This is a genomic window from Empedobacter sp. UBA7494 (assembly GCF_002478465.1).
Taxonomy (GTDB): Bacteria; Bacteroidota; Bacteroidia; order Flavobacteriales; family Weeksellaceae; genus Empedobacter; species Empedobacter falsenii_B.
Genome location: NZ_DLOC01000103.1, coordinates 1 through 21,966 on the forward strand (window position 1 = coordinate 1; position 21,966 = coordinate 21,966).

19 protein-coding genes are annotated in these 21,966 nt (G+C 31.4%); 14 read left to right on the top strand and 5 right to left on the bottom strand.

Annotated elements, in window-relative coordinates; genetic code table 11:
• The first annotated feature begins 499 nt into the window (after window positions 1-499).
• The 9 genes from B4E95_RS12265 to B4E95_RS12305 all read left to right on the top strand — a co-directional run bounded on the left by B4E95_RS12265 (window position 500) and on the right by B4E95_RS12305 (window position 10,773).
• The gene (locus tag B4E95_RS12265; RefSeq protein WP_038336222.1) at window positions 500-1,096 is read left to right on the top strand and encodes a thymidine kinase; all 597 of its coding nucleotides are present in this window, start codon (window positions 500-502) and stop codon (window positions 1,094-1,096) included.
• Window positions 1,083-3,548 (top strand): bifunctional UDP-N-acetylmuramoyl-tripeptide:D-alanyl-D-alanine ligase/alanine racemase, encoded by a 2,466-nt coding sequence (locus tag B4E95_RS12270; RefSeq protein ID WP_291091769.1) that lies wholly within the window; start codon window positions 1,083-1,085, stop codon window positions 3,546-3,548. Before B4E95_RS12265 ends, B4E95_RS12270 begins: the two co-directional genes overlap by 14 nt.
• 57 nt (window positions 3,549-3,605) lie before the next feature.
• Complete coding sequence (locus tag B4E95_RS12275) at window positions 3,606-3,884, top strand: DUF7683 domain-containing protein (RefSeq protein ID WP_280049806.1); 279 nt, start codon at window positions 3,606-3,608, stop codon at window positions 3,882-3,884.
• A 63-nt stretch (window positions 3,885-3,947) separates the two neighbouring features.
• Window positions 3,948-6,152 (top strand): patatin-like phospholipase family protein, encoded by a 2,205-nt coding sequence (locus B4E95_RS12280; RefSeq protein WP_291091771.1) that lies wholly within the window; start codon window positions 3,948-3,950, stop codon window positions 6,150-6,152.
• A 4-nt stretch (window positions 6,153-6,156) separates the two neighbouring features.
• On the top strand, window positions 6,157-6,582 hold the full coding sequence (gene ybeY / locus B4E95_RS12285) for an rRNA maturation RNase YbeY (RefSeq protein ID WP_221854019.1): 426 nt from the start codon (window positions 6,157-6,159) through the stop codon (window positions 6,580-6,582).
• A 54-nt stretch (window positions 6,583-6,636) separates the two neighbouring features.
• Entirely contained in the window at window positions 6,637-8,508 is a 1,872-nt protein-coding gene (mnmG, locus tag B4E95_RS12290) for a tRNA uridine-5-carboxymethylaminomethyl(34) synthesis enzyme MnmG (protein WP_286495677.1), read from the top strand.
• 1 nt (window position 8,509) lies between these two features.
• Window positions 8,510-9,403, top strand: a complete 894-nt coding sequence (locus B4E95_RS12295) for a class I SAM-dependent methyltransferase (RefSeq protein ID WP_291091773.1) — start codon at window positions 8,510-8,512, stop codon at window positions 9,401-9,403.
• 126 nt (window positions 9,404-9,529) lie between these two features.
• Window positions 9,530-10,045, top strand: a complete 516-nt coding sequence (locus tag B4E95_RS12300) for a lipocalin family protein (RefSeq protein ID WP_221854016.1) — start codon at window positions 9,530-9,532, stop codon at window positions 10,043-10,045.
• 26 nt (window positions 10,046-10,071) lie between these two features.
• Complete coding sequence (locus B4E95_RS12305; protein ID WP_221854015.1) at window positions 10,072-10,773, top strand: OmpA family protein; 702 nt, start codon at window positions 10,072-10,074, stop codon at window positions 10,771-10,773.
• Window positions 10,774-10,843: 70 nt separating this feature from the next.
• On the opposite strand, the gene B4E95_RS12310 is transcribed toward B4E95_RS12305, so the two are convergent.
• From B4E95_RS12310 to B4E95_RS12325, 4 genes are all read right to left on the bottom strand, one after another.
• Window positions 10,844-11,935 carry a hypothetical protein gene (locus B4E95_RS12310; protein WP_291091775.1) on the bottom strand — a complete coding sequence of 364 codons (1,092 nt, stop codon included), beginning with the start codon at window positions 11,933-11,935 and terminating at the stop codon, window positions 10,844-10,846.
• A 156-nt stretch (window positions 11,936-12,091) separates the two neighbouring features.
• On the bottom strand, window positions 12,092-12,805 hold the full coding sequence (locus tag B4E95_RS12315; protein WP_291064120.1) for a pirin family protein: 714 nt from the start codon (window positions 12,803-12,805) through the stop codon (window positions 12,092-12,094).
• A 340-nt stretch (window positions 12,806-13,145) separates the two neighbouring features.
• A complete protein-coding gene (locus tag B4E95_RS12320) occupies window positions 13,146-14,099 on the bottom strand; it encodes a 2-hydroxyacid dehydrogenase (RefSeq protein ID WP_291091777.1) in 954 nt (317 codons plus the stop codon).
• A 155-nt stretch (window positions 14,100-14,254) separates the two neighbouring features.
• Entirely contained in the window at window positions 14,255-15,127 is an 873-nt protein-coding gene (locus B4E95_RS12325; protein ID WP_291071714.1) for a diacylglycerol/lipid kinase family protein, read from the bottom strand.
• Between the two features lie 111 nt (window positions 15,128-15,238).
• On the opposite strand from B4E95_RS12325, the gene B4E95_RS12330 reads away from it, so the two are divergent.
• Genes B4E95_RS12330 through B4E95_RS12345 form a run of 4 tightly spaced genes read left to right on the top strand, consistent with a single transcriptional unit; the run spans window position 15,239 to window position 19,642 of the window.
• Window positions 15,239-15,667, top strand: coding sequence for a SufE family protein (locus tag B4E95_RS12330; RefSeq protein WP_219034091.1), 429 nt, complete (start codon window positions 15,239-15,241; stop codon window positions 15,665-15,667).
• Window positions 15,668-15,696: 29 nt separating this feature from the next.
• The gene (locus tag B4E95_RS12335) at window positions 15,697-17,547 is read left to right on the top strand and encodes a monovalent cation:proton antiporter-2 (CPA2) family protein (protein ID WP_291091779.1); all 1,851 of its coding nucleotides are present in this window, start codon (window positions 15,697-15,699) and stop codon (window positions 17,545-17,547) included.
• Entirely contained in the window at window positions 17,528-18,532 is a 1,005-nt protein-coding gene (locus B4E95_RS12340) for a glycosyltransferase family 9 protein (RefSeq protein ID WP_291091781.1), read from the top strand. Before B4E95_RS12335 ends, B4E95_RS12340 begins: the two co-directional genes overlap by 20 nt.
• 57 nt (window positions 18,533-18,589) lie before the next feature.
• Window positions 18,590-19,642: an alkaline phosphatase family protein gene (locus tag B4E95_RS12345; protein ID WP_291091782.1), complete on the top strand. Its 1,053-nt coding sequence runs from the start codon at window positions 18,590-18,592 to the stop codon at window positions 19,640-19,642.
• Window positions 19,643-19,863: 221 nt separating this feature from the next.
• Here the strand turns inward: B4E95_RS12345 and B4E95_RS12350 are convergent, their stop codons facing one another.
• The gene (locus tag B4E95_RS12350) at window positions 19,864-20,406 is read right to left on the bottom strand and encodes a hypothetical protein (protein WP_291091783.1); all 543 of its coding nucleotides are present in this window, start codon (window positions 20,404-20,406) and stop codon (window positions 19,864-19,866) included.
• 60 nt (window positions 20,407-20,466) lie between these two features.
• Here B4E95_RS12350 and B4E95_RS12355 point away from each other — a divergent pair, with 60 nt between their 5' ends.
• Complete coding sequence (locus B4E95_RS12355; protein WP_291091784.1) at window positions 20,467-21,801, top strand: hypothetical protein; 1,335 nt, start codon at window positions 20,467-20,469, stop codon at window positions 21,799-21,801.
• The last annotated feature ends 165 nt before the right edge of the window (window positions 21,802-21,966 follow it).

Here is a 21,966-nt window from a genome sequence, read left to right on the forward strand (position 1 = left end):
AATAATTTACAATTTTTAAAAAATGTAGCTTATTACACTGGAAAATTCAGGGGGATATCCAACTCTTATTTTCTGTGGTTCTTTTAAACTCATAATCTTATGTTTTTTTAATAGCCATTGATACTAAGATAAGTAAAATTAATATACATCTAACTTTCATCAAAGATGAAAAACTATGATAAACTACTGATTTCGAAAATCAAAGACTCATCTATTTCTATATATCTATATGGTCATTTATTCAAAAGTTACAACAAACCACTTCCGTAATCAATAAAAACACACAAGTATTATTATTTTTAAGGGAAACAATTCATTTCTAACTTAAAATCAATAAGATAATAGATTAATTTTATATAAATCTTACAACTTTTTTTATGAAGAGTCCACTAATAAGCTCATCTAAAGTTTCAAGATGAGCTTTAATCTACTTTTTACTTCTTTCATCTAATTTATTCCGTAAATTTGTTCTCACATTTTAATCTAAATTATTTGAACTATGTTCCTCGAAAATACCTTTAATCATAACAAAAAAAGTGGATGGATAGAAGTCATCTGTGGCTCAATGTTTTCTGGTAAAACCGAAGAACTTATACGCCGTCTAAAACGTGCCGAATTTGCCAAACAACGTGTCGAAATCTTCAAACCTACGATAGATACGCGTTATGCGGACCGCGAAGTCGTTTCACACAATCAAAATTCTATTACATCAACGCCAGTTGAGTATTCTTCAGCAATTTTATTATTGGCTGATGATTGCGATGTGGTAGGGATTGATGAAGCACAATTTTTTGATGAAGGAATTGTAGACGTAGCCAATCAATTGGCAAACGAAGGCAAACGCGTTATTGTTGCTGGTTTGGATATGGATTTCAAAGGTCGTCCTTTTGGTCCAATGCCCAATTTAATGGCGACTGCCGAGTATGTAACAAAAGTGCATGCAATCTGCGTTCGTACAGGAAATTTAGCCAATTATTCGCACCGAAAAATTGACAGTGATCGTCTTGTAGAACTTGGCGAAGTACTAGAATATGAACCATTAAGCCGAGTTGCTTTCTGGGAAGAACATAACAAACATAAAGTTGAAAACTTATAATCTAAATCAAATTGCAAGTATCATCAACGGTACTTTGATTGGAAATGGAGACGAAATCATCAATCAAATTTTCTTTGATTCGCGCATGATTGTCAATCCAATTCACGGAATTTTCTTTGCTTTTCACGGAAACCAAAAAGACGGACATTTGTTTTTGCAAGATGCTTATCAAAGAGGAATTCGAAATTTTGTCGTAGAAAAAGCGTTGACAAATTTGCCTCATGCAAATTTTATCGAGGTTGAAAATCCGCTACTTGCTTTGCAAAATTGGGCAAAAATTCATCGCAAACAATTTCATTTTCCTGTGATCGGAATTACCGGTTCCAATGGAAAAACGATTGTCAAAGAGTGGTTGAATCAATTGTTATGGAAAAAATTCTCGATTGTTCGTAGTCCAAAAAGTTACAATTCTCAATTTGGAGCAGCACTTTCTGTTTTGCAAATGGAAGAGAAAAACGATTTGGGTATTTTCGAAGCTGGAATTTCGATGCCAAATGAAATGCAAAATCTCGAAGAAATTATTCAACCAACAATAGGTGTGTTGACAAAAATCGGAGAAGCGCATTTAGAGAATTTTAAAAATCAAGATGAATTGATTCAGGAAAAACTGAAACTATTTTCTCATGTTGATAAATTAGTTTTCAATATCGAAAACGAAAAAGTTCATCAAGCTATTCTTGAAAACGCTCATTTAGCAAAAACAGATAAATATACTTACGGTTACTCCAATTCTGCCACTGTACAGATCAAGCAAATACAAAGTAATCAGACTAATACGCAAATTTCTATTTTACATAATCAACAAGAATTCACCTATTCGATTCCTTTTATCGATGATGCTTCGATTAAAAATAGTTTAATTTGCTTAACGACTTTAATTAGTTTAAATATTGATTATAAACAACTTAAAAACGAATTTAGTCAACTTCTACCAATCGAAATGCGTTTGGAAATTAAAGAAGCGATTAATCATTCAATTTTAATTAATGATACATTCAATTCTGATCTAAATTCATTAAAAATTGGTCTAAATGTGTTAAATCAACAACCACGCGACAAAAAATCGTTGGTGTTGACGGATATTTTACAAAGTAACTTATCTGACCACGATTTATATCAACAAGCAGCCAATTTAGTCAACCCTTATCATTTTGATGAGATAGTTTTAATTGGAGAAAAAATTTCTCAGTTCAAACATTTATTTGAATCCTATGTTCGTTCATTCAATTCGACTGAAGAATTCTTAGAGCAGTTCCGTCATCAAAACGTCGACAACGAAGCTATTTTATTAAAAGGCGCTCGTCCGTTCAAATTAGAAAAAATTTCGAGTGAATTAGAAACACGTTCCAACGATTCTGTTCTTGAAATTAATTTGCAACACCTGATCGAAAATATAAATGTGTACCGCTCATTGCTAAAACCTACCACAAAATTGATGTGCATGGTAAAAGCGAATAGTTATGGAACAGGAAGTTTTGAGGTAGCAAATACCTTACAAAATAACGGTGTCGATTTCTTAGGCGTTGCGATTGCAGATGAAGGAAAAGAATTGCGCGAAGCTGGAATTACCATTCCAATTATCGTCATGAACCCGGAACAAAGTAGTTACTCTACTGTTATCGATTATCAATTGGAACCAGAGATCTATAGTTTACGTGTTTTGAAATTATTCATTCAGAAACTACAAGAAAAACAAATTTCTTCACCTTATCCAATTCACCTAAAAATGGAAACAGGTATGAATCGTCTTGGTTTTCACGAAGATGATTTCGAAGAGTTAATTGCAATTCTAAAAGATAATTCACATGTTTATGTTCGCTCAATTTTCACGCATTTAGCAACTGCCGATATGCCAGAGCAGGAAGATTATGCGAAATATCAATTAGAACGTTTTGATAATAGTTATTCAGTAATTACAACTGCTTTAAACATAAAACCAATCAAACATGCATTAAATTCTCCTGGAATTGTAGCGTATGGAGAACATCAATATGACATGGTTCGTTTAGGAATCGGAATGTATGGCTACTCTGAATATACCGATTTTATGGAGAAATATTTGAAACCTGTTGTGCGTTTCAAAACGGTAATTTCTCAGATTTCAGAGATTGAAAAAGGCGAAACTGTAAGCTATGGTCGTCGTTTTACAGCGGAGCGTCATACCAAAATTGCAACCTTGCCTGTTGGTTATGCAGACGGAATTCGTCGTTCACTTGGTTACGGAAAAGGAAAAGTAGGTATCAACGGGCATTTGGCTACAATTACCGGAACCATTTGTATGGATATGATGATGGTTGATGTTACCGATATTCCATGTAAAGAAGGTGACGAAGTGACTATTTTTGGAAACTCGCCAACTTTAGCTAACGTTACCGAATGGTTAGGAACAATTCCTTATGAAGTCTTAACTTCGGTTTCCCAACGTATAAAACGCGTTTATTACAAAGAATAATTTATTGAAAAGAGTTACTGAATAGTAGCTCTTTTTTTGTAATTTTAAAAAAAATAAATGGATAAAATAATTAGATTAATTGAAGAGTATAATAATTCTGACGATTCTCTGAACAATGAATTCGAATTAGAAATAACATCTGAACAGATTCTTCTTTATTTAAATGATTTTATCCTAAATAAGGATGATTATCCATCAGAAATTTATGATTCATATCCACTTTCTGTTTCACAAATAGAAAAACTAAAGCCTTTTCTAAAACTAAATAAAGCTTTTTCTGCAGACTTTTCGAAATTTTCATATTATTTAAGTTGTTATGAAAATAATGTAGAATAGGTTAAACAATTCTACAACTTAGATTCAAAATTGCTATCTTTATTCCTCAATTTAGATCAATTTATGCGCAGTCTTTTTGCTTTCATTTTCATTATTTCAACCATTTCTTTTGCACAAGAAACGAAGAACGATTCAACGCGTCTAAAAGTGGGTGTTGTATTGAGTGGTGGTGGCGCAAAAGGCTATGCACATGTTGGCGCTTTGAAGAAAATTGAAGAAGCTGGAATCAAAATTGATTACATCGGAGGAACAAGTATGGGCGCGATTATCGGTGGATTATATGCCGCTGGATATACACCTGACGAACTCGAGAAAATCATGCATCAATTGGACATTTCTTCATTGATTACGCAAAATAAAGATCGTGCAGAGATTCCTTTTTTCGAGAAAGCATACAAAGAAAAATACATCTTAGAATTACCTTTTGATAAGTTCAAATTAACGATTCCAAATGCCATTTCAAAAGGTCAAGGTCCGCTTGATTTATTGACTTATTTATTGCGTCCAGTTCATGATATTGATGATTTCAATAAACTTCCGACACCTTTTGTTTGTATCGGAACCGATCTCGAAACTGGAGAAGAAAAAGTCTTTCGTTCGGGATTCTTACCTCGCGTTATTTTGGCTTCTGGCGCTTATCCAACGATGTTAGATCCTGTCACAATTGATGGTAAAATATATGTTGATGGTGGCGTTGTCAACAATTTCCCCGTGAAAGAAGTGAAAGATATGGGTGCTGATATTATTATCGGTGTTGAGCTGGGTGATGGCTTACAAAAACGTGATGATCTAAATTCTGCTATTGATATTTTGAGTCAAATTATGACGATGAGTATCGTTAAAAAAACGGATGAGCAGAAAAAACTAGTCGATTTATTGATTAAACCAGAGCTTAAAGAATACGCTGTGACAAGCTTTGATGAAGTAGATTCTATTTACAATCGTGGACTTATTGCTTCGGAAAAAGTATATGATCAACTCAAAGAAATTGCAAAAAAACAGCATGCTTCAAACAAAGCTCGAAACGAAATTAAACTTGATGATTATGTTTTGGTGAAAGAAATTGAAGTAGAAGGATTGAAAAACTTCAACAAGAATTATATCGAAGGTAAACTAGGGATTCGTACACCTGAAATTATAAAATATGATGATTTGAAAGCTGGAATTTCGAAATTGTATGCTTCTGGAAACTTCAATAATATCACGTATAAAATCTCAGAAATTAACGATGAAGAGAATTTATTGACGTTAAAAGTTCAAGAAAATAAGACCAAACAATCAATCCGTTTTGGATTACATTACGATGATTTATTCAAAACAGGATTACTTTTAAACTTTACTTCAAAGAATTTATTTGTCAAAAACTCGGTGCTTTCTGCTGATGTTGTGGTTGGAGACTATGCGCGATATAACATCAATTTTTTCATTGATAATGGTTATTTTCCAAGTATCGGCTTCAACTCTTTTTCGCATTATTTTGACAAAGAAATTGATTTAAGAAACTTCTTTGGTCAAGATAATATCTACAAAAAAGTAAATTATAACTTTAGAGAATACATCAATCAACTCTACATTCAATCAACGATTAAAGAAAAATATGCGATTGGCATTGGATTGGAGCATCAATACACAAAAGTTTTCACGAATAATTTCATCTCTTCTAACGAAGAATTTCCAGCAAAATCAGAAGGTTATTATTGGAAAGCGTATGGATATATCAAAGCAGATAATCGAAATAATGCAAATTTTGCGCGTAGTGGTTTAAAATTTGATGGAAGCTTTAAGTATTTGTTTGATTCTAATGTAACTGGATTTGAAAATAACTATTTGTTAGAATCGAGTTTAGAGGCAAATTTTCCGTTAAATAATTTCCTAAGTTACAGATTTACTGCTAACTTTGGAACCTTTTTCAACGATAATGTAACAATGCCTCAGAAGTTTTATATCGGAGGTTATGTTGAACAAGATTTTTTAAATTATACCAAGTTTTATGGGCTTCCTTTTGGCTCTGCGATTGGCGACAATCAATTGCTTTTTGGCTCTCATATCCAAGCTCGAATTTTGAAAAATCATTACACAAGTGTATTTATGAATATTGCAAATATCACAGATAGATTTGAGCAATTAAGTTTAACAGATTACAAATATCTTGGGTATGGCGTTACCTATGGCTACGATAGTCCATTAGGACCTTTAAATTTTATTTGGAGTTATTCGCCTTACACAAAAAAAGGGTTATTTAATTTAAGTTTAGGTTACTGGTTTTAGAACAATGATAGAATTATTTTACGAAACAGATTTTGAGCTAAAAGATGCTCAAACTTGGATAGATTGGATCGTAGAGAGTATGAAGAATGAAGGGAAAACAATAGAAGATTTAAACTATATTTTCTGTGATGACGAATACTTACTTCAAATTAATCGACAATATTTAGACCACGATTATTACACAGATGTTATCGGTTTCGATAATTCTATTGAAGACGAATTGATGGGTGATATTTTTATTAGCGTCGAACGAATCAAAGATAATGCAGAGCAAAATGGTGTTTCTTTTGAGAACGAGTTGGCTCGTGTTGTTATCCACGGAATATTACATTTTGCTGGTTATATGGACAAAGAACCAGATGACAAAGAATTGATGACTGCTAAAGAAAATCAATATTTAGAAACGTTTAGTAGCTATCTAAATCAATAATGTTCCACGTGGAACATTTATTATTTTAACAAGAAAAATAAGTTTACAAATCAAATGATATTTCAATCAGAATATGATGTAATTGTAGTTGGTGGTGGTCACGCAGGTGCAGAAGCAACAGCGGCAGCAGCCAATTTAGGAGCAAAAACGCTTCTTGTTACAATGAACTTACAAACAATCGGACAAATGTCTTGTAATCCTGCTATGGGTGGAATTGCGAAAGGGCAAATTGTTCGCGAGATTGACGCTTTAGGCGGATACTCAGGTATTATTACCGACAAAACTGCGATTCAATTCAAAATGTTGAATCAATCAAAAGGTCCAGCGATGTGGTCACCACGTGCGCAATCAGACCGTATGCGTTTTGCAGAAGAATGGCGTTTATCTTTAGAGAGAACAGAGAATGTTGACTTCTTTCAAGATATGGTAAAAAATTTAATCATCGAAAATGGTAAAGTTTGCGGAGTAATTACAGCCATGGGAATGAAAATTCGTTCTAAGTCTGTTGTACTTACAAATGGTACTTTCTTGAATGGTTTAATTCATATTGGAGAAAAACAATTTGGAGGTGGACGCATGGGAGAATCTGCTGCTTTCGGAATTACGGAACAATTAGTTGATTTAGGTTTCGAAGCTGGACGAATGAAAACAGGAACTCCTCCACGTGTAGATGGTCGTTCTATCGATTATACGAAAATGGTTGAGCAACCAGGTGATGAAAATCCTTCAAAATTCTCATATACAAATACACAAAAATTAACAAAACAACGTTCTTGTTGGATTACTTATACGAATCAAGAAGTTCACGATTTATTGCGCGAAGGTTTTGATCGTTCTCCAATGTTTAACGGAACAATTAAATCAACAGGACCAAGATATTGTCCATCTATCGAAGATAAAATTAATCGTTTTGCAGACAAAGATCGTCATCAGATTTTTGCTGAACCGGAAGGTTGGCACACGATGGAATTCTACATAAATGGATTCTCAACATCTTTGCCAGATGATATTCAAGCAAGAGCTTTACGTTCTGTTCCTGGTTTTGAAAATGCAAAAATTTTACGTCCAGGTTACGCCATCGAATATGATTATTTTCCACCAACACAGTTAAAACATACGCTAGAAACTAAGTTAATTGATAACTTATATTGCGCTGGTCAAATTAACGGAACAACAGGTTATGAAGAAGCTGCTTCTCAAGGTTTGATGGCGGGTATAAATGCTGTGTTAAAAATTCAAGGAAAAGATCCATTTATCTTAAATCGTAACGAAGCTTATATAGGAGTTTTAATCGACGATTTGATAACAAAAGGTACAGAAGAACCTTATCGTATGTTTACGTCTCGTGCAGAATATCGTATCTTATTGAGACAAGATAATGCTGATGAACGTTTGACAAGAAAAAGTTTTGAACTAGGCTTAGCCTCAGAAGATCGTTTGAGAAGAATGGAAGAAAAATTTGACAAAGCTGAAAAGCTTGTTAATTATTTCGAAGAAAATTCAATCAAACCACAAGAGATAAATGATGTAATTGAAGAACGAGAAGGAACACCTTTAAAACAACCAAACAAAATGATTTCGGTTATTTCTCGTCCTGAATTAAAGCTTTCTGATTTCACAAAATTAGATCGAGTAAAAGAGTTTATTGAAACGAATGAATACGATCAAGAAGAATTAGAACAAACAGAAATTCAGATCAAATACAAAGGTTATATTAAGAAAGAACAACAGAATGCTGATAAATTGCATCGTTTGGAAAATCTAAAAATTCCGGCTGACATCGATTATCATGTCTTTGGTTCGATGTCGATAGAAGCTCGTCAAAAATTAACAAAAATAAAACCTGCGACGGTAGCACAAGCATCAAGAATTAGTGGTGTATCACCAGCAGATATTAGTGTATTATTAATTTACATGGGAAGATAATATGGAAAATGTTCCACGTGAAACATCTCAAGAAAATCCTTCAAAAGAAGGATTTTCTGGTATTAAGAAATTAGATTTAAAAGATTATTTTTTAACAGGAGAAAAGTTCGAAATTTACGAAGATTCAGAAACTGAAGTTTTGTATACTCTCCCCCAACCTATCGAAAATTTAGGAAAGTATTACGAAAGTAAAAATTACATTTCTCATACGGATGGAAAGAAATCTATTTTCGAACGTTTTTATCAAATGGCAAAATCAATCAATCTAAATAATAAATTAGAATTGATAAATAAAGTTTCAAATGGTAAAAATATTTTGGATTATGGTTGTGGTGTTGGAGATTTTTTAGAACATCTACAAAAAAATGGGTATGATGTTTTGGGAATGGAACCAAATGATTCGGCACGAAAAATTGCACAATCTAAAATTGGAAACGAAAAAGTTACTTCTACAGAACTAGAACATAATGATCAAAAATTTGATATCATCACGTTGTGGCATGTCTTAGAACATATTCCAAACTTGAATGAAATCATTCAACAATTAAAAAATCATTTATCAGAAAATGGTCGATTAATTATTGCAGTTCCAAATCACAAATCATATGATGCAGAATATTACGGAAAATATTGGGCTGCATATGATGTACCAAGACACCTTTGGCATTTCTCTGCAAGTAGCATGAATAAGCTTTTCAACAATTTTGGTATGAAAATTGAATCTATCCACCCGATGAAATTAGATTCATTTTATGTGAGTCTACTATCTGAAAAATATAAAGGTAATAAGTTAGGTTTTATCAATGCGCTTAGAATTGGTTTGAAGTCTAATGCTCAAGCTAAAAAAACAGGTCAATATTCTTCTTTAATCTATATTATTAAAGCTGAAAATTAAAATAAGCGTTTTTAAAGAATGATTATCTAATCAGATGTATTAGAAGTCGTTTTTTTTCTAAAAATTTATTAAATCTAATTTATAAAAGCCATTTTTTAAGATTAATAATAGATAAAATAAATAGCTATGAAAAAAAGTATTTTATTATTTGGGATATGCGCTTCAGCATTTTTAACTTCTTGTGCATCTACAACCGTTGCAAAACAAGAAATACAAACTGGTAAAGAAGTAAGAGGTGCATGGACTTTGACAAATGTAGACTACCAAGGTTTAACAACCAACGAGGTACAAGGTAATGTAAAAGTTACAGATGCAGTTTCAAAAGTTTTTGACACAGCAAACCCAGAATGTTATGAAGGTTCTACATGGAACTTAGTTCAAAACAACAAAAAAGGAACATATACATTTAATAACGCTGGCGGAGATTGCCCTTCAGGAACAGCAAATATTATTTGGGATTTACAACAAGATGGTTCTACAACTTACTTTATCTTCAAAGATGTTACAGGAATCAAAGCGAAACAAAATACAGCAGGATATAAAATGCGTGTAGATTATGTTGATGCAAATTCGATGAAATTGGTACAAGATATCAATGCAAACGGAAAAATTGCTCAAGTGATTTATAACTTCGTACGTTAATCAACAATTTAAAAAACTTTGAAATTATGAAAAAAATAAATACTAAAATAGCCGCAATTGTATTAGGAGGATCATTTATTATGTCTTCTTGTACAGCTGTACAAAATGCAAATAATACACAAAAAGGTGCTGGTATTGGTGCTGTTGCTGGTGGTGTTATTGGAGGAATCTTAGGTAATAATATCGGTAAAGGTGGTAATACTGCTTTAGGTGCTGTAATTGGAGCTGCTGTAGGTGGAGCTGCTGGTGGTGTTATTGGTAACAATATGGATAAACAAGCGCAAAAAATTGAGCAAGTTTTACCAGGTGCAGAAGTTGTAAGAACTGAAGAAGGAATTAATTTAATTTTAGATGAAAACTCTAAAGTTACTTTTGATTACAACAAAGCTTCTTTAACTGCTGTTGCTAAATCTAACTTAGATAAATTAGTAGAAGTTTTCAACGAATATCCTGATACAGATTTATTAATTGTTGGCCATACTGATAACGTAGGTTCTCAAAATTATAACTTACCATTATCTCAAAAACGCGCACAGTCTGTAAAAGATTATTTAGTTTCTAAAGGTATTGCTTCTTCTCGTTTAACATCGAAAGGAAAAGGTTTAGAGGAACCAATTGCTGATAATACAACTGCAGAAGGACGTGCTCAAAACCGTCGTGTAGAGATTGCAATTACTGCAAACGCAAAAATGAAAGCGGACGCTGCTAAAGAAGCAAACGGACAATAATTCATTTCAATATAAAACAAGAAAAGCGTTCAGATTTTGAACGCTTTTTTTATCTTTAATACGTTTACGATTATTTAAAATTAACCACAAACCATTTATTATTGATCTTTTCTAAAGTCACTTGATATATCTTAGAAGATTGGTCTTTTAAATTTGCATTCACTTCAACCAAAGCTACTTTTTCATCTGCATCTAACACTTTTGCATCATTAATTGTTGCTTGCTCTAAATTCTTAATTGATTCATCAGAAGAAAATTTTTGGAAAGTATTCCATTCTCCACTTCTTGTCAACGCAAAAGCGCCAGAATAATTTTTCTTAGATAAATTTGTCATAAAACGATTCGAAAGAGATTTTACCATTCCAGCTTCTTTACTTACATGTGCAGGCGTACTTTCAACCAAAAGAGAATCTACAACCTCAGCAGCACCAACTAAATTTAACGGAACTTTTACCGCTTTACGATTCGTTAAATATCGTTCAGAATTCGGAATTCGAACCAAAATATCTAATCGATCACTCTTAATTTTAGAAGCATCTAATGACGAATATTTAATATTAATTGTATTTTTTCTGTACAAATCATCCATAGAATTTGGATCAATTGTAGAACGAAATGTGTACACAATACTACCTGAATTAAACACTTCTATTGTTGCCGTTACAGCTTTATCCAACTGAATTTCCTCTCCTTGCACATTATAAAAGAATGGCGAAATTGCAATTCCTTTCTCATCTTGTTTTACACTAAAATCAAAACGTTGTACATTAGAAGTCGGTTCAGCAGGCGTTTCTACAGTTTCGGTTGCGCCTGGTTTTGGAATTCCATTCACCAAAGGAACTTGATTTCTATTCCATGTAAATTTATTTTGTAATGCAACTTTTTCTGCAATATCAAAAACCTCATCTACCGTTTTTCCATCTAACAACGTACGCACAATTCCCCAACGCGCTTCATTATCCATTGATTGACTTGTGTTGTACTCGAAAATAATTTGCAAAGCTTCCTTAAATTTATCTTGTTGCATAACAGGCAAAGCCTTCGAAATTTTGTCTACCGTTTCACTAAAAGTTTGCGCAGATGTAGAATCAATTTCAATGTTATCATTTTTACAACTGATAATCATTAAAGCAAAAGAGGCAATGATGAATAAACGTTTCATATAGTATAGATTAAGTACGTTTTGAGTTAAAGTTTTATAAGAAGTAAATATACTAAATACTTGTGTTGATAATGATATTTTTTTAACAAAAAAAAAGCAAATTTCATTTCTGAAATCTGCTCTATATATAAAACAACTAAAACTTGAAAAAAATTTCTAAATATCCATAGGAACTTCGATTAACATCAAGCGAGAATCTTTTGCTACATTGAAAGAAAACTCGTTTGTATCTTTAATCTCGATGACATCTCTTCGTCCTAATTTATTTCCGTCAAATTCAACTTCTCCTTCAACAACCATAAAGAAAACACCATTTCCTTCTTTTTGTACTTTGTATGTTTCTTGATTATCTTCTGTATAATTTCCTAAGAAAATCCATGCATCTTGATGAATCCAAACTCCTTGATCATCTGGATTTGGAGAAAGAACTTGGTATAATTCATTTTCTTTTGCAACTTCACGAACAGAAATTTGTTGATAGCGAGGCTCAACATTCATTTTATTTGGAATAATCCAAATCTGAAAAAAATGTCCTTCTTGGTTTTCATAAGCATTCATTTCACTATGAAAAACTCCTGTACCAGCGCTCATTACTTGTACATCCCCAGACTCAATTACAGAACCAGTTCCCATTGAATCTTCGTGAGAAATTCCTCCTTTTGTAGGAATTGTAATAATCTCCATATTATCATGAGGATGTTTTCCAAATCCCATTCCTCCAGTAATTATATCATCATTTACGACACGCAAAGCTCCAAAATGAATACGGGCTGGATCGTAATAATTTGCAAAACTGTAAGAATGTTTAGAGTTTAACCATCCGTGATTTCCTCCACCTCTTGATTCTGATTTAAATATTTGGTAATTCATAGTAATTTATTTTTATACAAATTTAGGGTGCGAAAAAAACTTATCTATTGATATGTGATAAGTTATCAATTAACACACCTAGAAGATGAATAAAATTATTTTTAAATTATTAACGAAATGTTAAAAATAATTAATATTTTAGCATTCAGTTAACACATGAGACATATATATGCTATCAATTTCAGGCGAATCGACATTTAATGTTATACTTTGGATTCTACTCCAAATCGTTCTTGTTATTATAGTAGCAGTTATTTTGTATAAAGTTTACAAAAAACTTACAAAATGAAAAAAGGTTCCAAAATTTCGGAACCTTTTTAGTTTATATCAATTAATCATTTTACTGATTATTCTTCCAATCTATTATTTTATCACGAATAAACTCTGCTAATTTCACTTTACTTTGATGCGTCCAACCTGCAATATGTGGCGCTAAAACAACATTATCCGCTTGGATTAAATACTGAAATTCTTCTGGTAAATCAGATGCAACTAATTTCTCAAAACTCGATTTTTCAAATTCTAAAACATCTAAAGCAACACCTAAAACTTTTCCTGTTTTTAATGCTTCAACCAAATCTTTTGTCACAACAGATTTACCACGCGCTGTATTCACAAAATAAAATGGCTTTTTGAAGTTAGAAATAAATACTGCATTAATCATTTGCATCGTTTCTGGCGTTTGCGGCGTATGTAAACTTACAACATCTGCTTGCTCAAAAAAATCTTCTAACGAAACTTGTTTCGCAAATTCATTTCCTTTATTTGGCAAAATATCAAAACAAATCACATTCACTTCAAAACCTTGCAAACGTCTCGCAAAAGCATTTCCCATGTTCCCATAGCCAATAATCCCAACCGTTTTACCTTTCAATTCATCACCACGATTTTCTTCACGTTTCCAAATTCCATTACGAACTTCGTTATCAGCTCTGCGCAAATGATGCATCAACATCAACAACATACCAATCGCATGTTCACCAACAGAATCTCGGTTTCCTTCGGGAGAATTGAATAAAACAATGTTATGATCAGCTGCAAACTCTTCGTCAATATTCTCCAAGCCTGCCCCTACTCTACCAATAAACTTTAAATTCGTTGCTTTTGCTAAAAAATCTTTATCAATTGGAAATCTACTCCTTACAATCAATCCATCATATTCATTAATCTTTTGTTCGATCAATTCTTTTGATGAAATATAATCTTCATCAACAATAAAACCAGCTTCGCGAAGTCCATTATTCAAACATTCATGATTAGAATCGATTGCTAAAATTTTATAAGGCTTATTCATTGCAAAAATTTTATTCAAAGTTACAACGAATGCAAGTATTATTATAAAATTGAAGATAAAAATGGTTACACACAAATCGTTTACAACTCAGTTAATAACATTTTAATTTATTGAAAATGTATGATTTATATTGTTAATTAAATAATAATTGAAGTTTAAAAAATGATTTTTAAACCATTTGGTATGACCTTAACTTTTACTTGAAGTGAATCGGTATTATGAATCTCTCCATCAAGTTGATACGTAATCGGATTATTATCTAAACTTTCAATCTTGAATTTTTTCACTTTTCGATACTTTGCTTTGTCTAATAAATCAATTTTCTTGGCTAAAACCAATACCGAAAAATAAAATTGTTCGAAAACATCTAAATCTTCAATCATCAATAAATCCAATTCTCCATCAGACAAATCAGCTTTCGGTGTAAAAGAGATTCCATAACCAGCAATGTTAGAATTAGAGCAGAATAGATAATAAAAATTTTTCTCAATAATTACATCATCAATATAAAGGCGAAACAATTTAGATTTATAATTCAACAACGTTTTCACAGATGCATCAACATAACCAGTAATCGTACGTTTTTGATTTTCTTCATATGTTTTGATAACTTCTGCGTCAATCCCAAAACCTAAATTGCTAAAAAAATAGTTGTCCTCTACTCTACCAACATCAATCGTATGAACAATATGGTTTTTGATAATTTCGATTGCCTTGTTAATATCTTTCGGAATGTTAAGATTTGTAGCCAAACCATTTCCAGATCCGGCAGGAATTATTCCCAACGGAATATTTTTTTTCACCAAAGCACTCGCCACTTCATTGATTGTCCCATCACCACCGCACGCAACAATAACATCTGAATTTTCTGCAATCGCCTCCTTCACCAATTCTTTTGCATGAAATTGATAAGCGGTTTCTTTCAAAACGATTTCGTCTGAAGAATCAAATTTTGATTGTAAAAAATCGAGCGAAATATCGTGTTTTGCGTTTCCAGAATTAGGATTAACAATGAAAGTGTACTTCATTTTTTGGGAATTGAAATTTATCAAAACACAAAAATAAGAAATCTAAAAGAATCAAGCTATTTAACGTCTTTTTTTGAGGAAAAACTATCAAAAACTTTCTAACTTTGTCATATGAAAATTAAAGAAATTCAAAACGAAATAGTAGACGAATTCTCATTTTTTGACGATTGGGAACAACGCTACGAATATTTGATCGAGTTAGGAAAAAGCTTAAATAATTTACCAGAAGAAGCAAAAACAGATGATAAAATCATCAAAGGTTGTCAATCTTCTGTTTGGTTAGATGCAGAATTGGATGGTAATACAATCGAATTTAAAGCTGATTCTAATGCTATTTTACCAAAAGGAATTGCCGCATTATTGGTGAGAATGTATAATCATCAAACGCCAAAAGATATTTTAGAATCGGATACAGATTTTATCAACGAAATTGGTTTATCAGAATTTTTATCACCAACTCGTGCAAATGGATTATTAGCGATGATAAAACAATTCAAATTTTATGCGATTGCATTTCAATCAAAACAAAATAATAGTTAGACACATCATCTAATCAACCTTATAAAATAATGAACGACTTTTTAGGCCAAGCATTTATTTTTCTATTTTCCGCTGTAATCTGCGTTCCTATTTCCAAAAAATTAGGAATGGGTTCGGTTTTGGGATATTTAATTGCCGGAGTTTTAATTGGACCTTATCTGCTGAAATTTGTTGGCAATGACGGTACAGACATTATGCACGCCACTGAATTTGGTGTAGTTATGATGCTTTTTTTGGTCGGATTAGAACTTGATCCAAAGGAATTCTGGAAGATGAAAAATAAAATCATCAACCTTGGTGGAATGCAAGTTTTGGGAACAATAATTATTGCAACTTTAGTCGGAATATTTGCCTTGAAAATGGATTTTTCTTTGGCTCTTTCTATAGCTTTTGCAATAACCATGTCTTCAACAGCCATTATTATGCAAACGCTTAGCGAAAAAGGATTGACCAAAACAAACATAGGTAAATCAACTTTTTCAGTTTTGTTGTTTCAAGATATTATGGTAATTCCAATCTTAGCAATTATTCCACTTTTAGTTGGAGATTCCTTGATTCAGTCCATTGGAGATGATTCTAAAAGTTTGTTAGTTGGTGGACCAGCGTTCATGAAAACCTTGGTTATTCTTGGTGCAATTACATTTATTTATGTGATTGCAAAATACATTATTACACCTTATTTCAAGTATGTTGGACAATTACAAGTTCGAGAAATTTACACCGCTTCTGCCCTACTTTTAGTCATTGGAGTTTCAATTTTGATGCAAAAAGTTGGAATTTCTCCTGCCTTGGGAGCATTTATTGCTGGTGTTGTTTTGGCGAATAACGAATATAAACATCAATTAGAAAGTGACATTGAGCCATTCAAATCATTATTATTAGGAATCTTTTTTATTGCTGTTGGATCAACGATTAACTTTAAATTAATTGCAGATAAACCTTTTATGATTCTTGGATTAACATTTGGAATAATGTTAATAAAATCATTGGTTTTATGGTTTATTGGAATCAAACATAAATTTGATTTTGATCAGAAATGGTTGTTCATTTTGCTTTTATCACAAGTCGGAGAATTTGCTTTCGTTATCTTATCATTGACTCGAAATTTAGATATTCTAAACAAAGAATGGTACGATTTGATGTTAGCTACAACAGCGATAACAATGGTAATAACACCATTACTTTTAGTCTTAAATGAAAAATTAATTCTAAAATATTTTGGTGTAAAAACAAAAGTAAAAACAATCATTGAAAACGATAAAATAAATCCACATTCAGCAGAAGGTGAAATAATTATTGCTGGTTTTGGTGATTTTGGAAACACAATTAGTCGTGTCTTGAAAAGCACTGGAATAAAATCGATTGTTTTGGATAATGATAGCGAGCGTGTAGAGAAAATGCGCAAGCAGGGTTTTAATGTTTTCTATGGTGATGCAACAAATGTTAACTTACTAAAATCGGCTGGTGCTGAACATGCAAAATATTTTGTAGCTGCTTTGGATCCGCCAGAAATTAATCAAAAATTAGTTTATATTGTTCGTAAAAACTTTCCGAATTTAGAAATTATTGTTCGTGCAAAAAATCGTAGTTATGCGTATAATTATTTGAAAGATGGTATAGACGAAGTTTATCGAGAAAACTTTTTCTCATCTGTTTACGTTGGTAGACAAATCCTTATAAAATATGGTTTTTCACCTGAAGAAGCGTCTAAAATTGGGGAAATTTTCATAAAAAGTGACCGAAAATCGTTGCGTAAAATTGCAAAACATGCCGAAAATTCTGATCAATATTTTGAAGCATCTAAGGAAGAGTTTGAAAAGCAAATGAAAATGGTTGCAAAAGAAATTAACAATAGGAATAATGGAGAAAACGAATCATAAAAAACTATTAGTTTTACGTTTTTCTGCTTTGGGGGATGTTACAATGATTGCTCCTGTTTTAAAAGAGTTTATTGAACAAAATCCTAATGTCGAAGTTTATGTTGCTTCGCGCCCTTTTATGGGAAATATTTTCAAGCAATTTCCTCAAATCAAATTTATTTCGGTTGATTTGAACAAAGACTACAAAAGCTTTTGTAGCTTGTTCAAATTATACAAAGAATTAAAACAATATAATTTTGATTATGTAGCTGATTTTCATAATGTAATCCGATCAAAAGTAATTGCAACTCTATTCAAACTTAACGGAACAGAAACGGCTACTTTAGATAAAGGTCGTGAGGAGAAAAAAGCTTTAGTCAATCAAAAAAATCGCGTTTATAAGCAATTAAAATTAACAACTGAGCGCTATGCTGATGTTTTGCGTAAACTTGGTTTTAACGTCAATTTAAAGCATAAAATCGAACCAAAATCGATTAAGGAACCAAAATCAATTGGAATTGCACCTTTTGCAGCCTTTACAAGTAAAATGTATCCCATCGAAAAGATGAAAATCGTGACGAAGAAATTAGCTGAAAATGGGTACAAAATTTATTTATTTGGCGGTGGAAAAACTGAAATTGATGAATTAAAAACATGGGAAAATTTCAATCCAAACATCCATTCTTTAGCTGGAACAATCTCTTTTGAAGAGGAATTACAAGCAATTGCTAAATTAGAAGTAATGATTTCTATGGATAGCGCAAATATGCATTTAGCTTCGTTGATGGGTACGCGCACGATTTCTATTTGGGGTGGAACGCATCCATTTGCTGGATTTTTAGGTTATGGACAATCTATGAATGATGTGATACAAGACGAATCGATGAAAATTCGTCCAACTTCTATCTTTGGAAAAGATCCAAAAAAGTTTCAAAATTATGATTATTTTCAAAATTTGAGTGCCGAAGATGTTTATCAACAAATCGTCAATAAATTAGAAAAATAATACTTTTAAAAGCATCATATCGATGCTTTTCCTATTTTTATAAGAAATTATAATCACATGAAGTATACATTTCTTATTCTTTCCTTATGCTCAAATTTTTTATTTGCTCAAGAACCGAAAGTTATCTTGGTTACGCTGGATGGTGTTCGTTGGAAAGAAGTTTTTCGGGGAGTTGAAAAATCAATTTTAAATGATAAAAAATACAACTCACTTATTGTTCAAACTAATGAAAAATATTGGACAGAAGATTCTATAAAACGTCGCGAATTATTGATGCCATTTACATGGAAAACGATTAAAGAAAAAGGAGTTATTTTAGGAAATCGTGATGAACAAAACTTTGTTAATTTGACCAACAAAAGATTATGGTCTTATCCTGGATACAACGAAATTATTACAGGAAAAGCTGATGATGAGCGAATTAAAAACAACAAAGATATTCCGAATCCTAATGTATCAGTTTTTGAAATTGCAAATCAACAAAAGAATTTAAACAATAAAGTAATGGCTTTTGGAAGCTGGAGAATGTATACAAATATTTTGAATCAAGAACGTTCTAAATTGTTTGTAAATGCTGGATATCAAGATAGTTTTAATCAAAAAAAATCTGAACGAGAATTGCTTATAGAACGTTTTCAATTAGAAACACCAAAACAATGGTGGGCAACAAGATTTGATATTTTTACGCACGAATTTGCATTAGAAGCGATGAAAAATCAAAAGCCAAAATTACTTTTTATTGGTTATGGAGAAGCTGATGATTACGGACATGATGAAGATTACGATCAATATATTACTTCAATAAACCGCAATGATAGAATGATTGAGGAAATATGGAATTATGTACAAAGCGATCCATTCTATAAAGATCAAACAACTATTATTGTAACAACTGATCACGGACGTGGAAATGGAAGACAATGGTCAGAACATTATGATGAAATTCTTGGATCAGACGAAGGTTTTATTTTGATGATTGGAAATGGGATTAATCCTAAAAAATTCAAACAGAAACAAACTTATCTCAATCAAATTGCCTCTACAATTGCTGATTTAATGAAAGTAAAAACATGGAATTATAAGGATTCTGGAAAGTCGTTATTGAAGTAAGATTTGTCTGCTTTGAATATCCGATTCCAACGGTAAAATGCGGTCTCCAGCGTGTTTTTCTAACTGAAATAATTTATTCAAAACGGCACTTTCAGTAAACCAACGTTTTAACCTAAAAAATATTGGTAGATAATACTAATTATGTTTAGTAGATATCTGAAACAATTTTTACATATCAATTAGTAAAGAATAAAGTCATTAAGTTAATGGTTTTATTCTTATTAAAATAGTATATATCCAAATTTAACGCCTATAGTTGGGCTTAAGTTTCCTTCTTTAAAATCATAATCATAAAGATATCCTAATCCAATATGCGTTCTAAAATATATATTAGATCCTAAATCTCTTTGAATCCCCCAATGAATTTCGGTTAATAATGTTTTGTTTAAGTCTATATCATTTTTATCTCCAAAAGAATATTTCATTTGTAATTCTATAAAATTTCCTGAATTACTTTTTAATGACTTGCCTTTTTCTTCCCTTTTTTTCTTATTATAATTAATAGCATATCCCACTTTAGCATAAGGTATAGGGTTTTTAAAACTAAAAACATACTCCGCAGAACCATCATTCACATTTGATCCCGCTCCTAATCCAACTTCAATATTAAAAAAGGATTTTTCTCCTACAAGTATACTATATCCTACATCTATACCTTGTGTACCTAATTCAACTACTCCTACATTTTTATAGTTGTCTTTTTTTTCTTGAGAAAAACAAAAAAATGGTATTAAATTCAAAATAATTAGTGTTAATTTTTTCATAATTTTTTTTTTGATGTTATTTTTAATATAAATATATTTGATTTTCAAATATATACAAATATGAATTTAAAAAAACTTACTCTCTTAGGGATTTATTCCATCTTACTAACATTCAATTCTTGTAATGATGATGAATCTTTTTTAAACAACGATGAAATTAAATCTTCAAAAGAATTATCTTATAGATTTAATAATGAAAAAAATATGATTGTTTTTTCAGGTAAAAAATCAGATCTAAAAGACTTTGTCTATAATTCTAAATCCCAAAAAGCCTCTTTATTAGAAAATTCTTACAATAATGGTTTTATTCCTTTATCAGTTTCTACTGAAATTAGCAATGAATCTCTTTATAACGAAATTATTACAAAAAAAGCTAATAGAAATAGTTTATTAGAAAATCTATTTTCTAATAAAATTTTATCTAAGAACAATACGGATATAGATGGAGATATTACTGATGTTGAAACTTTTTTAGAAGATGAAGATTTTGCTTCAGTACTTAATGAAAATGGGCAATTACAATTAAATGATTCTATATATATGTACACTCCTAATGGTTTGTTTATTGTAGATAAAGATGATTATGAAAGTCTTGATGAATTCATTGAAGAAAATCCAGAAATTTCTATTCCTGAAGGTTTAAACTATGTGAACGACAAAATAGTATCTTTTAAAGCTGAATCTTCTTTCACTCAACAATTCAAAATTCTGCCTGCTGATCCTTGTGATGGATGTGGAGGCGGAGGCACTGGAGGTAGTGGAACCAATACAACTTACCCTCCAAAAATCCCTACTTCTTCTCAAACTACTCATTATACAACAAATGTTGTTAATCCATCATTAGGGAATATTTTTGGACAGCAATATGTAGCTTATTACAAATTTAATGGAGATAGACAATCTAAAACTGTTTTTGAAGTTCAAGATTTTTTTCTTTTCAATAGCATAAGAGCTAAAGAAAAAATGAGAAAAAAGGGATGGACAGGCATTTGGACTGGTGTTAATGCAAATTTACTATATTTAAAAATTAATGAAGCTATTTTTAATATTGAAAGAAGAACATATACAGTTTCAATTGATAATAAAACTATAAGACCTGTTTTAGATGTTATAAACAAATTAGGCACGCCTCAAAACAGGTTTGTAGCTTCTGTTTCTAATGAATATTTTTTTGATTATTTAACTCAAAAGTATAATCAAAGAATTTTTGATATAAAAATGGCAGACTTAAATAATACTAATCTAAATCCTAATTCTGTTTTCTATCCTGGTAGTTATACTAATACTACTAATACCAATATGGATTCTTTTAAAGGACTTCTTAATCTTAATAAAAAATTAATAGTCTATGTTTCTGTTTTTAATGGAGATAAAAAGAAAATAGATTTAACCTAAGCTTTAAAATTTGCTGCTGATATTTATAAAAAAAATGCAGCAAAAGGAATACCTCAAAGTGATATAGCGGTTGTTTTAAATCAGCTAACTGACGCACAGACGGAGTTAAATGCTGAGCCTTTTTGTATTATTACGAGAGACGAAATATTTTCAACCAATGGAGCT